Raw genomic sequence first — 15,750 nt, 5'->3', positions numbered from 1 at the left:
ATCCCTTTGCCGCAGGATAGGCCGCTGCGCGCAGCAAGAAAAGGGTGGGCCGCAGGCCATAAGCCAGCGACCCCGCCGCTTTACAGGATCAGATCGTCCACCCCGATCCGTTCCATCCCCCGCAGCATCACCCGCATATCCGCCAGCCCATCCCCGTCCAGATCAGCCTCGACCAACACACCCTTCGCCCGGGCTTCGAACCGAACCTCTCCCCTCGCGCCATGAAATTCCTGCCCCCGGATAAAATGCAGCCCCCCATCCGTCAGCCCGGCCAAAGACAGCCTATCCTCTCCGCGCACAAAGTCGCGGATCAGATCGCGCGGACCAGCGGCGTCAAAGACAAAGACATCGGCCCCCTGACCTCCGGTCAGGACATCGGCCCCTGATCCGCCGACCAACCGATCATCGCCCGCCCGGCCCCACAGGCGGTCAGCCCCTTCGCCCCCCGCAAGACGATCATCGCCCCGCCCCCCTGCAAGACGGTCATCGCCGCCAAGGCCAATCAACTGGTTGTTCTGGCCCGCCGCCTTGGCAAAATCGCGCAGAATGTCCTGGTCGTTGGTCAGGGCATCCCAAGCCGCGCCCTTGCGGTTGTCACCGACCACCAGCACCGAACCGTCTGCAAAGCGCAGATTGGCCGTGGTCAAGCCCTCGACCTGACGGTCAAGCGTCAGGCCCGCGCCCGCCAATTCAAAGCGCAATCCGTTTTCAGCCTCCAACAACCGCATCTGCGCCGCCGTGCCGGATTGCACGCGGAGGGGGCTGCCATCGTCTTCGACCGTCTGCCAGACTTTCGCTTTGGTCAGCAGGTCGTGGATCATCAGCGAGGCGGTTTCGATGCTGACGCCAGAACTGGTTGCGGCAAGGGTGACGATGGCCCCGGTCAACATGTTCAGATCGGTGGTGGAAACCGTGCCCGCCGTCTGGCCATTGTGGCCGATGGTTTGCAAACCACCCTCAAGCAGGATGGTGCCCAGCCCCATGCCATAGCCCAAGGTCAGGTCGCCCTCGGTCGTGGCGCTGACCATGTTGGTCATTTCGGCCAGCATTTCTGCCGAAAGCAGGCTTTTGTCGACCAGCAGCGCCTTGATGAAGGCCAGCATGTCTTGTGTGGTCGTGGCCACGCCGGATTCGCCGACGCATTCCCACAGCAGTTCGGTCACGTCCAAGGCACTGCCCCCGGTGGGATTGCCGAAATAGCTGGACAGGCGGTTGGCGTCCGCATCCAGAATCCGCCCGCTGTCGGTCATTCCGGCAATGGCAAAGATGTTTTCGGCCAGAAGCGCGTGGAAATCCTTGCCGGTCACCGCTTGCAGCATCTGCCCCAGCAGCAGGAAATTGGTGTTGGAATAGTGATAGCTTTCGCCGGGTTTACCTGTCGGCGCCATCCCCCGCGCCATTTCCAGCGCCTGTTCTGGGCCGAAAGTCTCGCCCGGATGGGCCAGCAGCCAAGCGGCAAAGGCGGGCAGTCCGCTTTCCGGATCCACCGCCTCGGTATAATTCGCGATGCCCGCCGTCATGTTCAGCAACTGCCGCACCGTCGCCTGATCGGCGTTGGTCAGGCCTTGGGTCAGTTCTTTGGGCAGCAGATCGGCGATCTTGTCGTCCAGCGCGATCTTGCCCTGTTCCACCAGTTGCAGCACCAGAACCGCCGTCATCATCTTGGTCTGCGAGCCGTTTTCAAAGGTATTCGCCATGGTCGCGGGGGCTTTGGTGTCCACATCGACCACGCCCTTGGCCAGCCGCAGGGACAGGTTGCCCTGCGCCACCTGGGCCAGCATGGCAGGCGCACCGCCGTCTTTCATGGCGGCGGCCACAATCTTGTTCACCGACTGGCGCATCGCCAAAGGGTCGAAATCCATTTCTATTCTCCATCCGCCCCTTGATCGGGTGCGATTTCATGATAAACGTGAAAATAGAAACGAAATTCGTGATGCGTCAAGGAATATTTTCATGATTATCGTGAAAATATTCTCGATAAGCGTCAATTGTCCAAGGGTGGAACATGGCCACGGCCCGCACGATGAAGATCTTTCGCCTGCTCGACACAGGCTTTTGGCTGATCTGGATCGCCTTTCCGCTGTTCATCTGGTCGGCGGTTTCGGCGATTCTGGCCGCGCCAGAGGTCGCCCGCGAAATTGTGGGGGATGATCCGGTCTGTCTGGCAGGGGTGCCCATGCTGGAGAATTTCAGCCTGCCCAGCCAGATCGCCTATTGGTCGATCAGCACCATCGAGGTGGCGGTCTATGCGACGATCCTGTTTCTGGTGCATCGGGTCATTCACCGCTGCGCGACGGGGCAGGTGTTTGTGCAGCCGATGATCCGCTTTCTGCGGCGGATTGGCTGGATCATCAGCCTTTGGCCGGTGGTCTCGCAGGTTTTGTACAACCTACTGGCTTGGCTTTACTATGCGCAGGGCGATATGCCTGCCGCCTATTGGATCACCTGGCCCGACCTGCCCGCCGTGGGGGTTGGGCTGTTGCTGGTGACGCTGTCCTATGCGATGGACATGGCTGTGCAGATGCATGACGAAGCGCAACTGACCGTCTGAAAGGGGGGCTTATGATCATCGTCAATCTCGACGTGATGCTGGCCCGCCGCAAGATGCGGTTGGGCGATCTGGCGGATCAGGTGGGTATTTCGATTCAGAATCTGTCGGTGCTGAAGACGGGCAAGGCAAGGGCGGTGCGGTTTTCGACGCTGGATGCTTTGTGCAAGGCGCTGGATTGCCAGCCGGGGGATCTGCTGGCGCATGACGCCAGCCAAGAGGAACCGGAGGGTTAAGTGACCCGGATCAGGCCCGCCAGTCCCGTCTTCTGATGCTCGATCACATGGCAATGAAACACCCAATCGCCGGGGTTGTCGGCGACGACCGCGACCTCGCGTTCCTCATGGGCGCGCAGCAGAAGGGTGTCGGCCCAATGTGGCGGCAGGGCGCGGCGGTCGGGCGAGGAGACGCGCATGGCAAGGCCATGCAGATGGATGGGATGGTCGTTCTGCGTTTCGTTTTTAAGGCGCAGGCGATAGGTCTTGCCCCGCTCCAGCGTGGCCAAGGGGGCGATGGGATCGGCGGGGTCGGGCGGGCCTTCGCCGGGCCAAAGCTTGCGGTCGATCGACCAGAACCGATAGGGCGCATCGCCGCAGATACCTGAGGTGCCTGCATCGCCTTCGGGGCTCCACCCGATGGTGAAGTCGAGCGTTTCGGCTTTGTCCAAGTCCAGTTCTGGCAGCGGGTTCTTGGGCAGGACAGGCATTTGGAACATTTTACGCTGCAAATCCGGGCCGGTGGCGGCGATCCGGGCCAGCACGATTTCCCGGCCCCCCGGCAGGCCCGCGCGCAACTGCACCTCGGCCCCCGGCCCCGGCATCAGAATGCCCAGATCGGCCCGCATGCCGGGGCCAAGCACCAAGGGCCAGGTGTTCGGCCCGACCTCGGGTTCCGACCCATCGGCGCGCGGCAGGGGGGAAATGCCCATCGGGCTGTCGACCGGCTGACCATCCAGCGCCACCACCTTCGCCTCGGCCCCCGCCACGGCCAGACGGAAGACGCGGGTGATATCTGTCACCGCCAGCCGCAGCCGCAGGAACCCCCCGGCAGGAGCCTGCAACCGCGTCTCACTCTGCCAATTCGCCGTGATGATCGTGCCCAAAGTCCCGCCCCGCGCCGCATTGCGGGCGCGGGTGAATTCCAGAAACTGGCCGTCGCTGCCCAGCCGGAAGTCGCGCAGCTCAATCACCGCATCGGCATCAAAGCCGGGATCCTCCGCCTCTTCCACCACCAGAACCCCAGCAGCACCGCGCGCCAATTGTTCCAGCGTGTTGCAATGCGGGTGAAACCAATGGGTGCCCGCATCGGGCGGGGTAAAGTTGTAGGTGTATGTTTCGCCGACCCCTATCGGAAACTGCGAAAGATAGGGCACACCATCCTGCGCATGGGGAATGCGCAGACCATGCCAGTGGACGGTGGTGACCTCCTCCAGCGCGTTGGTCACTTTGATCTGGGCCGCTTCGCCCTGACGCAGGCGCAACACGCGCTGGTCAAAAGCCCAGATGTTTTCTGTGGGCAGGCCCGGCATGATCTCGGCCTGCGCCACCCCCAGCCGCAAGGTCTGGGGACCGCCCGCGACGGCACGGCCCAGACCCAAGCCACCCAAAGCCATGCCCGCAGCGGCGGATTGCAACAGGCGTCGGCGGGTCAGAGGGTTCATGACATTCTCCGGCAGGGGTTCCGGCTGGGCCCGTGGGCCTTGCCGGGCCTGCATAGCAAGACCCGCCAAGCCCCGCCAGTCTGCAAAACCTTACTGTTGGCGCGTGGCCAGCCAATCGGCCCAAGCCCCCTCGCCCCCTGCAAAGACGTTGATATCGACCTCACCTTGGATGCCGGGGATCAGCCCCGTGCCGGTGTATTGCCAAAAGGTCCAATGCTGGCCCTCATACCGTTCGCCCGGATGGGCGGTGACGGCGCGGAGCCAGAATTCCATGCCGGACAGGCGCCACATCTCATTCTCCACATAGAAATCGGGCGTGGTGTAAAGGATGGGGCGTTGGCCGTAATGGGCGGCGATGATGTTCATGAATTCGGCCGCTTCGGCCCGGATTTCGGCGCCGGGTTTGCGGATGGTGCAGGTCGGGGAAAACGGCGTCCATTCCATGTCGAGGACGGGGGGCAGGCCGCCTTTCGGCACATGTTTGATGAACCAGCGCGCCTGTTCGGCGGCGGGTCGGCAGTGATACCAGAAGTGATAGGCGCCACGCTGAACCCCCGCCCGCCCCGCGCCGTTCCAATGGTCGCGGAACATCGGGTCGGCCAGATCGCCGCCTTCGGTGGCTTTGATGAAGGCAAAGTTCACGCCATTGGCACGGGCCGTCTGCCAGTCGATGCTGGTCTGAAAGCGGCTGATATCGATGCCATGGACGGGATAATTTGCGGGTTTGCGGCCAGCCCAAGGGTGCGGATCGGCATCGCTGAAGTTCGGGGCGGTGACTTGGCCCACGGGCACGGGTTCCTTAGACACCGGCGCACCGCCGCCCCCGCCGCAACCGGCCAACATCGCCACCACACCCAGAACCCAGAATACGCGCATCGCCTGCCCCCGCTTTTGGCCCATCATGGCGGGGCGGGCGGGAGCTGTCACCGGGCAAAACGCAAGGGCGACAGGGCGTTGACGGTTTCCGCAGCGACAACCGGCGCTTCCCCGCTGATCAAGGCCGCCGCCAAACCCGCGGCCGCCGGGCAGGTCTGAAAGCCATAGCCGCCTTGGCCCGCCAGCCAGAAGAGGCCTTTCGCCTTTGGATCAAAGCCAATCACCGGCACACGGTCGGGCGCAAAACTGCGCAATCCCGCCCAGGATGACAGCAACCGGGTCACGGGTTCGGTCACCATCGCCTCATAGCGCACCAACCCTTCGGCCAGAACCATGTCCTCGGGAAAGGTGTCATGGGCGATCACGGCGTCTTCCTCGGCGGGCGACACGATCAGCGCCCCGGCGTCGGGTTTGGCATACCAATCCTCGCCCGGCCCAAACATCATCGGCCAATGGCGCACATCCTGCCCGCCGGGGGCGGGGATCCGTGCCATCGAACGACGGTAGGGCACGATCCCCAAGGGGGCGATGCCTGCCATGCTGGCGAGCCCATCCGCCCAAGCGCCGCCTGCATTCACCAAGACCGCGCCACGCGCCTGCCCCCCGGCCCATTCGATGTGCCAATGCCCCTCTTGCCAGATGCGCTGGACGCGGGCCTTGGTCACGATCTGTGTTCCTGCCCCCCGCGCCTTACGCGCAAAGCCTTGCATCAGCGCATCGGTGTCAATGTCCCAAGCATGATCCGCATAACCCGCCAAAGCCACCTGCGCATTCAGGATCGGCACCTTCGCCCGCGCCTCGGCGACCGAGATTGGATCGAATTTCATCGCCTGCAAATCATGCTGAAACGCCTCGGCCTGATCGGCCCGGCCCACCAGCATCAGGCCCCTGGGCGACAGAACCCCCAGTTCGCGGAAGGCGTCACCCGAGGCAAGCGACAAGTCCACCACCGGCCCCGCGCCATAATAGGGCTCATACAGCGCCGCGGATCGGCCCGAGGCGTGGTGGCCCAGCCCCCCCTCCGCTTCAAGCACGATCACAGAAGCGCGCCCGGCCAAGGCCGCCGCCAAAGACAGGCCCGCAACGCCGCCCCCTATGATCAGAACATCCGCTTCCATTGTCTGACCTCATAAAAAAGGGGCATCCCATGCCCCCATCTTTTCTTCAAAAATATCCCACGGGGGGTCCGGGGGGCGTGAAGCCCCCCGGCCTTTTCAGATCAGCTTGGGATATCGCCCACGATGCCTTCGACATAGAAGTTCAGACCCGACAGTTCCTCATCGGTCGCCACAACGCCATCGGCCAGCCAGACCGAGCCGTCCTGCTTGTTGATCGGCCCGGTGAAGGGGTGATAAGTGCCCGCCGTGATGTCGGCGATCATCTTTTCGGCCTCGGCCTTCACTTCGGCGGGAACCGCCTCGGTGATCGGCCCGATCAACACATGGCCATCCTTCATGCCGCCCCAAGTGCCTTCGGATTTCCACGAACCGTCCAGAACCGCCTGCACGCGTTTCGTGTAATAGGGCCCCCAGTTGTCGATGATCGACGCCACGCGGGGCGAGGGCGCAAAGGCAGACATGTCCGAGGCTTGGCCAAAGGTGATCACGCCCGGCGTCTTTTGCGCTTCGGCATGGGGGGCGGTGCTGTCGGTGTGCTGGATGATCACATCGACGCCCTGGTCGATCAGCGCCTTGGCGGCATCGGCCTCTTTCGCCGGATCGAACCAGGTAAAGGCCCAGACCACCGAAAGCTCCACCGCCGGGTTCACCTTTTTGGCGTGCAGGAACGAGGAGTTGATGCCTTGGATGACCTCGGGGATCGGGAAGGAGCCGATATAGCCGATCTTGTTCGACTTGGTCATGCGGCCCGCGATCGTGCCAATGACGGCGCGGCCTTCGTAGAAACGCGAGTCATAGGTCGACACGTTGTCGGCGCGCTTATAGCCCGTCGCATGTTCAAACTTCACATCCGGGAATTTGGCGGCGACGTTGATCGTCGGGTCCATATAGCCGAAGGACGTGGTAAAGATCAGCTTGGCCCCGCCCAGAACCATCTGGGTGATGGCGCGTTCGGCGTCCGGCCCTTCGGGCACGCTTTCCTGGAACACGGTTTCCACCTTGTCCGCGCCAATCGCCTCGACCATCTCCAACCGGCCGACGTCATGCTGATAGGTCCAGCCGCCATCGCCCACGGGGCCGACATAGATAAAGCCGACTTTCAGCGGGCCTTCTTGGGCCAGCACGGCGCGCGCGCCCATCGACAGCGACAGGGTGGCGGCAGCGCCCCCCATCAGAACGGTTCTGCGTTTCATAGATCGTCTCCCCTTTTTTTGTGCCTTCAACGCGAGGCATGGAAATTTTGGCCGAGTGCGGCAGGGGCGTCTAAGGCGCGTCCCTTGCCGGAAGAAATCAGGACCAGCACGATGATGGTTATCAGATAGGGGGCCATCGACAAGTATTCGACGGGAATCCCCGATCCGGCGGCCTGGAGGTTCAGTTGCAAGACGGTGAGGCCGCCGAAAAGCCATGCGCCCGCCAGCACGCGCAGCGGCCGCCAGCTGGCAAAGACGACAATAGCCAGCGCGATCCAGCCCGCACCGGCGGTGATGCCATCGGTCCATTGTGGGACGCGAACAAGGCTGATGTAGGCCCCGCCCAAGCCCGCGAGGGCAGCCCCGAACAGGATGGCGAGCAGGCGGATGCGGCGGACCTTGTAGCCCAGACCATGCGCCGCCTCGGCATTCTCGCCCACGGCGCGCAGGATCAGGCCGGTGCGGGTGCGGTTCAGAACGAACCAGACAAGGCCGACAAGGGCAAGGGACAGATAGGTGATCCAGTCATGGCTGAAGAGGATTTCACCAATGACCGGCAGATCTGCCAAGGGGCCAAAGGGAACGGCGGTGGTGAGGGGCGGTTTGACGCCGACATAGCCCTGGCCAAGCAAGGAGGAGAAGCCAAGGCCGAAAAGGGTGAGGGCAAGGCCCGAGGCGACCTGATTGGCGAGCATGACTTGGGTGAGGAAGGCGAAGATGAGGCTAAGCGCCATGGCCCCCGCCATGGCGGCCAGAAAGCCGAGCAGGGGGGAACCTGTGGCGACAGAAACCATAAAGCCGGTGACGGCCCCCATGATCATCATGCCCTCGACGCCCAAGTTCAGCACCCCGGCACGTTCGACGACAGCCTCGCCCAAGGCGGCGAGCAGAATGGGAACAGAGGCCGCGATGAGCGAGGCGATGAGGATGAAAGGATCAATTCCGCCGAGCATTAGACCGCCCTCCCAGAACCAAACCGCAGCCGGTAATTCCCGAAGACATCCAGCGCCAGCAGGAAGAACAAGAGCATCCCCTGAAAGGCCTGCACGGCGGCCGAAGGCAGGCCCAGATTGGTCGCGGCATACTCCCCGCCGATATAGGTCAGCGCCATCAACAACCCGGCCAGCAGAATGCCCACCGGATGCAGGCGGCCCAGAAAGGCCACGATGATGGCGGTAAAGCCGTAGCCGACGTTGAAATCGGGGCTGATGATGCCTGAAGGGCCTGTCACCTCGAATATCCCCGCAAGCCCCGCCAAAGCGCCGGAAAGGCCCAGACAGATCAGCACCATCCGGTCGGGATTCACGCCTGCAAAGCGGGCGGCGCGGGGGGCTTGTCCGGCGAGCCGGATTTCAAAGCCAAAGCGGTGGCGCGACAGGATCAGCCAGCCCAACAGCACCACGATCAAGGCCGTCACCACGCCCCAATGCAGGCCCGTGCCGCTGATCAACTCAGGGTTCGCCGTCGCGGGGTATTGCGAAAGGTTGCGGCTGCCGGGGAAATTGTTGCCCTCGGGGTTGCGGAGAAAGCCCAAGGCGGCCATCGCGAGAATGGTTTGCGCGACATAGACCAGCATGAGCGAAACGAGGATTTCGTTGGTGCGGAATTTGACGCGCAGGATGGCGGGGATCAGACCCCAAGTCATGCCGCCCAAGGCCCCGGCAAGGATGGCCAGCGGAAAGATGAACCAATGTTCGGCGGGGTAAAAGGCTAGGCCCACAGAGGCTCCGACGACGGCCCCGATGATGTATTGCCCCTCGGCCCCGATGTTCCAGATTCCGGCGCGATAGCCCATGGCCAGACCGATGGCGATCAGCACCAGGGGCCCGGCCTTGAGCAGCAACTGGCCGCGGAAATACCACGCGAGTTCGCCAAAGAGCGGCTCCCAAAAGATTGTCCTTAGCGCCTCGATGGGGTTCTTGCCGAGGGCTGCGAACATCAGGCCCCCGGCGACCATCGTGCAAAGCACGGCCACGATGGGGGCGGCCCAAAGCCAGAAGCGGGAGGGGGCGGGGCGTTTTTCAAGCCGAAGCATGCGCCACCTCCATCCCATGCGCGCCGCCCATCATCAGGCCGATTTCTTCGACGGTCAGGCCCTGCGCCGGACGGGGGGCCGAAAGACGCCCGCCGTTCAGCGCGGCGAAGCTGTCGGAAATTTCGAGCAATTCATCCAAATCCTGACTGATCACCACCACAGCCGCCCCCTGCGCCGCCCGGTCGAGCAGCGCTTGGCGGATGGACGCGGCGGCGGAGGCATCGACGCCCCAGGTGGGTTGGTTCACCACAACGACCGAAGGGGATTGCAAGAGTTCGCGGCCCACCACGAATTTTTGCAGGTTTCCGCCCGACAAGGACCGGGCCGCAGCGCCCGGCCCCGGTGTGCGCACATCGAATGAGGCGATGATTTCGCTGGCAAAATCCTTGGCCTGCCCCCAGCGCAGAAAACCGCCCCGGCCCAGAAGGCCGCGCCGCAAAGCGCCAGACAGCAGCGCGTTTTCGGTCAGCGTCATGTCGGGGGCTGCGGCATGGCCCAAGCGTTCCTCGGGTGCGGCCACCAGCCCCAAAGCGCGGCGTTGGGTGGGGCGCAGGGCCCCGGCGTCCTTGCCGCCGATCCGCACCATGCCGGGTGCCGTGCGCAATTCGCCTGACAGGGCCAGCAACAATTCGTCCTGTCCGTTGCCCGCGACCCCGGCGATGCCCAGCACCTCGCCCTTGCGGACCGCAAAGCGGATGTCTTTCAGGGCGGTGCCAAAGGCGATGGGCGAAGCGAGCGAGAGGCCCGCCACCTCAAGCGCCACATCGCCCTTTGCCCCCGGCTGGCGGGCGGGGGCGGAAAGGGCGGAGCCGACCATCATTTCGGCCAGTTCCCCGGCGGTCTTGTCGCGCGGGGTGCAGGAGGCCACCACCCGGCCCCGACGCAGGATCGTGGCCCCATCGCAGAGGCTGCGAATTTCTTCCAGCTTGTGGCTGATATAGAGGATCGAAACGCCCTCGGCGGCCAGTTTTCGCAGGGTGGCGAACAGGATGGCCACCTCTTGTGGCGTCAGCACGCTGGTCGGTTCGTCCATGATCAAGAGGCGGGGCGATTGCAGCAGGCAGCGGATGATTTCGACGCGCTGGCGTTCGCCTGCGGACAGATCGCCCACGCGGCGCGCCGGATCCAGCGGCAGGCCGTAGTCGCCCGAAACCTGGGCGATGCGGGCGGAAAGCGTTTTCATCGGCGGTGGGTTTTCCATGCCAAGGGCGACGTTTTCAGCGACGGTCAGCGCCTCGAACAGGTTGAAATGCTGGAACACCATGGCGACGCCAGAGGCACGGGCAGCGCGGGGTTCGGTCGGGGCATAGGCTTGGGCGTGCAGGGTCATGCGGCCGGTGTCGGGGCGGACAAGGCCATAGATCATCTTGACGAGGGTGGATTTCCCCGCGCCGTTTTCGCCCAAAAGCGCATGGATTTCGCCGGGGCGGATCGCAAAAGACACATCGGCATTGGCCACGACCCCCGGATAGGTCTTGCCCAAGCCTTCGATGCGCAACAGATCACTCATGCCCGAACCGCCGTTTCCACTGCCCCTTGCCCCCTTAGAAACCCGCCTGCCACGCCAATGGCAATGGCTTGGGGATGCTTTCCAAGAGAGGTATCGCCTATTGGACAGGCAATGCGCGAAATTTGGGCATCTGTATGGCCAAGCGCCCGCAGGCGGCTTTGAAACCGCGCCCATTTGCTGTGGGAGCCGATCAAGCCGCAGGCGGCAAAGCCTTTGCGGAGGGCCGCATCGCAAAGGGCAAGATCAAGGGCGTGCGAGAAGGTGAGGATAAGGTGTTCGTCACCGGGTTGGGCCTGGGCCATCAGGGCGGGAAGGTCTTGGGTGGCTTGGGTGGTGACGTTGCTTGGCGCGTCGGCGGGAAAGCGGTCGGCGGCGACATCGGCCCATTGAATTTCTAGCCCCGGAAGGGGGGCCAGCACCTGCACCAAAGCGCGACCGACATGGCCCGCGCCCCAGATCCAAAGCCGCCTTTGCGGCTGAGAAACGGGTTCGACGAACCAGCCCTGAACAAGGCTGGCTGCGGGGCGGAAGCCTTCGCCCCTTGCCCGGCCAAGGATGCGCTTGACGGCCAAAGGCATGGCGCTGGGGGCTAGCCCCCCCTCCCATCCTCCCCCACGAGGGGGGAGGGGCTTCCCGGCTTCCGTCTGTTGCCACTTGTGACTTGGGTTCATCGCGCCCCCCTCCCCCCCTGTGGGGGAGGGATGGGGTGGGGGGGCCACGGGGCGGGCGATGACATCAACGGGTAAAGCCAAAGCACGGGGCAGATCGTAAACCTCGGTCAACAGCGACACCGCCCCGCCGCAGCACTGGCCCAGGTCCGGCCCCAGGGCGTGATGGATCAACCGCCCTGCCCCTTGTGGGGAGGGCTGGGGTGGCGGACTTGCCAAGGCCAGACGCGCCGCTTCGGCCGCCTGAAACTCCAAAGCGCCGCCGCCAATCGTCCCCGACTGGCCGCCGTTCCAAACCAGCATCGCCGCCCCCACCTCCCGCGGGGCGGAACCCTTGACCCCCGCCACCACCACACGGGCCACCAGCCCCTGTGCCCGACAGGCGGCGATCAGGGCGTCGCGGTCAAACATGTTGCCGCCCGATCGCGGCCAAAACCCGCTCCGGTGTCGCAGGCGCATCCAGATCGGGATAGACCGACCCATCGCCAAAGGCCGCCACCGCATCGGACAAGGCCATCAACGCCGAAATCCCCAGCATGAAGGGCGGCTCGCCCACCGCTTTCGACTTGCCCACTGTCCCCTCGGCGTTGGGTTGCCCCCAAAGCGCCACGTTGAACACCGGCGGCGCATCGCTGGCTGCCGGAATCTTATAGGTCGACGGCGCATGCGTCATCAGCCGCCCCTTGCCGTCCCAAACCAGTTCCTCGGTCGTCAGCCAACCCGCCCCCTGCACATAGGCCCCCTCCACCTGCCCGATGTCCAAGGCCGTGTTCAGCGACGCCCCGGTATCATGCAGGATATCCGCCCGCAGGATCCGGTATTCCCCCGTCAAACCATCCACCACCACCTCGGACACCGCCGCCCCATAGGCGAAATAGAGGAAAGGCCGCCCCTGGCCTTTCACCCGGTCCCAGGTGATTTTCGGCGTTGCGTAATAGCCCGTCGCCGACAGCGAAATCCGCGCCTGATAGGCCCACATCGCCACCCGCGCGAAATCGTATTCCTCGCCCCCCACCCGCACCATCCCATCGCGGAATTTCACGCGCGCCGCCTCGGTCTGGTGCTTTTCCGCCAGAAAATCGGCCAGGCGGTCCCGGATCGCCATCGCCGCATTCCGCGCCGCCATCCCGTTCAGGTCAGACCCGGACGAGGCCGCCGTCGCGCTGGTGTTCGGAACCTTGCCCGTATCGGTCGCCGTGATCTTCACCGCCGCCGCATCCACCCCGAACACATCCGCCACCACCTGCGCCACTTTCTGGAACAGACCCTGCCCCATCTCCGTCCCGCCATGGTTCAGGGCAATCGAGCCATCCTGATAGACATGCACCAAGGCCCCTGCTTGGTTCAGCCAAGTGAGCGTAAAGGAAATCCCGAACTTGACCGGCGTCAGCGCCAGCCCCTTTTTCAGAATCGCGCTTCCCGCATTCCAATCGGCCACCGCCTTGCGCCGCGCCTGATAATCCGCGCTTTCCTCCAGCGCCGCCACAATCTGCCCACCCACGAAATCTGTCACCGGCATGCCAAAAGGCGTTGTCTGCGCCTCTTTCATCTTGCCGGAAATACCTTGGGGGTGCGGGGGCAAAGCCCCCGCTTCTGCATAGAAATTCGCCCGCCGCACCGCCAGCGGGTCCAGCCCAAGGTGATGCGCCACATGGTCCATCACCCGTTCCACCCCCAGCATCCCCTGCGGTCCGCCAAAGCCACGAAAGGCAGTGGCACTTTGGGTATTCGTTTTCAGCCGGTGGCTTTCAATGCGGATGTTCGGCAGGTGATAGCAGTTGTCCGCGTGCAGCATGGCCCGGTCGGCCACCGGAAGCGACAGGTCTTGGCTCCACCCACAGCGGAACAGATGCCGGAATTCCAGCGCCAGCACGCGGCCCTGATCGTCCACCCCTGCCCGGTATTCCACCCGGGCGTCATGCCGTTTCCCAGTGATGACCATGTCATCATCCCGGTCATAGCGCATCTTTGCAGGCCGCCCTGTCCGCGCCGCAACCACCGCGCAGGCGATGGCCAAGGCATTCCCTTGGCTTTCCTTGCCGCCAAAGCCGCCGCCCATCCGCCGCACTTCGACCCGCACCGCGCTCATCGACAGGTGCAGCGCATGGGCCACCTTGTGCTGAATCTCGGTCGGATGCTGGGTCGAAGATTGGATCAGAACGCCATCCTCTTGCGGCACGGCTGCCGCCACCTGCCCCTCCAGATAGAAATGTTCCTGCCCGCCGATGTTCATCCGGCCTTCGACGATCTGCGCCGCGGAACCCATCGCCCCCGCAGGATCGCCACGCTGCCAGACAATCGGCCCCTGTTCAAAGCGGCTGTTGGCCGCCAAAGCCTCATCCACCGTCAGGATCGGGGTTTCCTCGGCATAGCTGATCTTGCCCAGACGTGCCGCCTTGCGGGCGGCCAGATGGGATGTCGCTGCCACAAGGAAAACCGCCTGCCCCATGTAATGCACCGCCCCCATCGCCAGCAGGGGTTCATCATGGGCCGAGGGCGAACAGTCGGGCATATCGCTGAAATCTTCTGCCGACAGCACCGCGACGACACCGGGGGCGGCGCGGACGGCGGTCAGGTCCATCGCCGTGATCTGGCCCCTTGCAATCGTCGAAAGCCCAAACGCCAGATGCAGCGCCCCGGCGGGCAGGGGGATGTCATCGACATAACGCGCCGCGCCCGTGACATGCAGAGGGGCGGCGTCGTGGGGAAGGGGTTTGCCCAGGCTCATGGCGCGACCTCCAGCACCGAGACTTGGGTTCCGGCAAGGTCATGGAAATAGCGGATCAGCAGGTTTTGGGCCACCGTCAGGCGATAGGCGGCGCTGGCGCGCATATCCGATAGCGGGGTGAAATCGCGGGCAAAGGCGGGAATGGCCTGCTGGATGGCGTCCAGCGACCAAGGCTGGCCCAGCAAAGCCGCCTCCACCGCCCGCGCCCGTTTCGGGATACCCGCCATGCCGCCAAAGGCGATGCGGGCCTGGGTGACCTTGCCGCTGTCGATCTGGATGTTGAAACAGCCGCAGACAGCGGAAATGTCCTGATCGAAGCGTTTGGAGATTTTATAGGCACGGAAATCGGGGGCACTGGCGGGGATGGTGACACCCGTCACAAATTCGCCGGGCTGGCGATCTTGCTTTCGATAGTCGAGGAAGAAATCCTCTAGCGCCATGTCGCGGCGGGCGTCGCCCCGACGCAGATGCAGCGTGGCGCCCAGCGCGATCAGCGCGGGCGGGCCGTCGCCGATGGGGGAACCGTTGGCGATATTGCCGCCGATGGTGGCGGCATTGCGGATCTGAACGCTGGCATAGCGGCGCAGCAGTTCGGCAAAATGCGGATGGGGTTCCTTCATCGCCTCGCGCAGGGCGGAAAGGGTGACGCCTGCGCCGATGCGGAAATGGCTGTCGGTTTGGGTGATGGTTTGCAGGTCTTTGACGCCGTTCAGAAAGATGACGGGGGAAAGGTCACGCAGTTGCTTGGTGACCCAAAGCCCGACATCCGTGGCCCCGGCGATGATCGTGGCGTTGGGATTTTGCTGGAAGATTTCGGCTAACTCATCGCTTGTGGTCGGCCGAAAGCCGGGGGGCTGTCCGCCCCCCGGACCCCCGGAAGGTATTTTTGGCAAGATGAATGAGCGGTCGGTTTTCAACCACTCCGGAGCAGGAGCGCTTTCACAAGCTTTGGCGGCGCGGACGATGGGGGCATAGCCCGTGCAACGGCAAAGGTTGCCGGCCAGCGTGTCCAGATGGTCGGTCTGGCCCTGCGCATGGGCGGCGGCGAGGGAGGCGACGATGCCGGGCGTGCAGAAACCGCATTGCGAACCGTGGTGGTCGATCATCGCCTGTTGCACCGGGTGGAACTGGCCTTTCGGGGCCAGACCTTCGACCGTGCGCAGGGCTTTGCCATGCAGTTGCGGCAGGAACAACAGGCAGGCGTTCAGCGCCTTGGGGCCTTCGCCGTCGGTCACGACCACCGTGCAGGCGCCGCAATCGCCTTCGTTACACCCTTCTTTCGTGCCGCTCAGCCCGCGCTTTTCGCGTAGCCAGTCCAGCAGGGTTTCTGTCGGTGTTTCGGGGGAAACCGTGACAGGTTCGCCGTTCAGACGGAACGTGATCTCCATGGGAAAGCCTGCCGCGTTACTCGGGG

At 64.1% G+C, this 15,750-nt stretch carries 13 protein-coding genes; 2 read left to right on the top strand and 11 right to left on the bottom strand.

All coding sequences use genetic code 11. The features are described 5' to 3' along the window. Window positions 1-80 precede the first annotated feature (80 nt). The gene (locus IE095_RS09885; RefSeq protein WP_189411484.1) at window positions 81-1,862 is read right to left on the bottom strand and encodes a serine hydrolase; all 1,782 of its coding nucleotides are present in this window, start codon (window positions 1,860-1,862) and stop codon (window positions 81-83) included. A 143-nt stretch (window positions 1,863-2,005) separates the two neighbouring features. Between IE095_RS09885 and IE095_RS09880 the strand changes: the two genes are divergently transcribed. Continuing rightward, window positions 2,006-2,551 carry a DUF2975 domain-containing protein gene (locus tag IE095_RS09880; RefSeq protein ID WP_189411483.1) on the top strand — a complete coding sequence of 182 codons (546 nt, stop codon included), beginning with the start codon at window positions 2,006-2,008 and terminating at the stop codon, window positions 2,549-2,551. Between the two features lie 11 nt (window positions 2,552-2,562). Further along, window positions 2,563-2,784 carry a helix-turn-helix domain-containing protein gene (locus IE095_RS09875; RefSeq protein WP_189411482.1) on the top strand — a complete coding sequence of 74 codons (222 nt, stop codon included), beginning with the start codon at window positions 2,563-2,565 and terminating at the stop codon, window positions 2,782-2,784. On the opposite strand, the gene IE095_RS09870 is transcribed toward IE095_RS09875, so the two are convergent. The 10 genes from IE095_RS09870 to xdhA form a co-directional block, all read right to left on the bottom strand. Beyond that, on the bottom strand, window positions 2,781-4,208 hold the full coding sequence (locus IE095_RS09870) for a multicopper oxidase family protein (RefSeq protein WP_189411481.1): 1,428 nt from the start codon (window positions 4,206-4,208) through the stop codon (window positions 2,781-2,783). The two genes, IE095_RS09875 and IE095_RS09870, sit on opposite strands and share 4 nt — an antisense overlap. Before the next feature lie 90 nt (window positions 4,209-4,298). Then, on the bottom strand, window positions 4,299-5,111 hold the full coding sequence (locus tag IE095_RS09865) for a glycoside hydrolase family 25 protein (protein WP_229804683.1): 813 nt from the start codon (window positions 5,109-5,111) through the stop codon (window positions 4,299-4,301). A gap of 20 nt (window positions 5,112-5,131) precedes the next feature. Beyond that, complete coding sequence (locus tag IE095_RS09860) at window positions 5,132-6,202, bottom strand: NAD(P)/FAD-dependent oxidoreductase (RefSeq protein WP_189411480.1); 1,071 nt, start codon at window positions 6,200-6,202, stop codon at window positions 5,132-5,134. A 101-nt stretch (window positions 6,203-6,303) separates the two neighbouring features. After that, window positions 6,304-7,395 carry a BMP family ABC transporter substrate-binding protein gene (locus tag IE095_RS09855; RefSeq protein WP_189411479.1) on the bottom strand — a complete coding sequence of 364 codons (1,092 nt, stop codon included), beginning with the start codon at window positions 7,393-7,395 and terminating at the stop codon, window positions 6,304-6,306. 26 nt (window positions 7,396-7,421) lie between these two features. Then, on the bottom strand, window positions 7,422-8,348 hold the full coding sequence (locus IE095_RS09850; RefSeq protein ID WP_189411478.1) for an ABC transporter permease: 927 nt from the start codon (window positions 8,346-8,348) through the stop codon (window positions 7,422-7,424). Continuing rightward, window positions 8,348-9,430 carry an ABC transporter permease gene (locus tag IE095_RS09845; protein ID WP_189411477.1) on the bottom strand — a complete coding sequence of 361 codons (1,083 nt, stop codon included), beginning with the start codon at window positions 9,428-9,430 and terminating at the stop codon, window positions 8,348-8,350. Before IE095_RS09845 ends, IE095_RS09850 begins: the two co-directional genes overlap by 1 nt. After that, a complete protein-coding gene (locus tag IE095_RS09840) occupies window positions 9,417-10,940 on the bottom strand; it encodes an ABC transporter ATP-binding protein (RefSeq protein WP_189411476.1) in 1,524 nt (507 codons plus the stop codon). The genes IE095_RS09845 and IE095_RS09840 overlap by 14 nt, the downstream gene beginning before the upstream one ends. Beyond that, on the bottom strand, window positions 10,937-12,019 hold the full coding sequence (gene xdhC, locus IE095_RS09835; RefSeq protein ID WP_189411475.1) for a xanthine dehydrogenase accessory protein XdhC: 1,083 nt from the start codon (window positions 12,017-12,019) through the stop codon (window positions 10,937-10,939). Before xdhC ends, IE095_RS09840 begins: the two co-directional genes overlap by 4 nt. Next, window positions 12,012-14,336, bottom strand: coding sequence for a xanthine dehydrogenase molybdopterin binding subunit (gene xdhB / locus IE095_RS09830; RefSeq protein ID WP_189411474.1), 2,325 nt, complete (start codon window positions 14,334-14,336; stop codon window positions 12,012-12,014). Before xdhB ends, xdhC begins: the two co-directional genes overlap by 8 nt. Further along, entirely contained in the window at window positions 14,333-15,724 is a 1,392-nt protein-coding gene (gene xdhA / locus IE095_RS09825) for a xanthine dehydrogenase small subunit (protein WP_189411473.1), read from the bottom strand. Before xdhA ends, xdhB begins: the two co-directional genes overlap by 4 nt. Window positions 15,725-15,750 lie beyond the last annotated feature (26 nt).

This window comes from Neogemmobacter tilapiae (assembly GCF_014652215.1).
In the GTDB taxonomy this organism is placed as follows: domain Bacteria; phylum Pseudomonadota; class Alphaproteobacteria; order Rhodobacterales; family Rhodobacteraceae; genus Neogemmobacter; species Neogemmobacter tilapiae.
The sequence above is the reverse complement of the archived record's forward strand: the minus strand, read 5'-3'. Positions and strand labels throughout refer to the sequence as shown.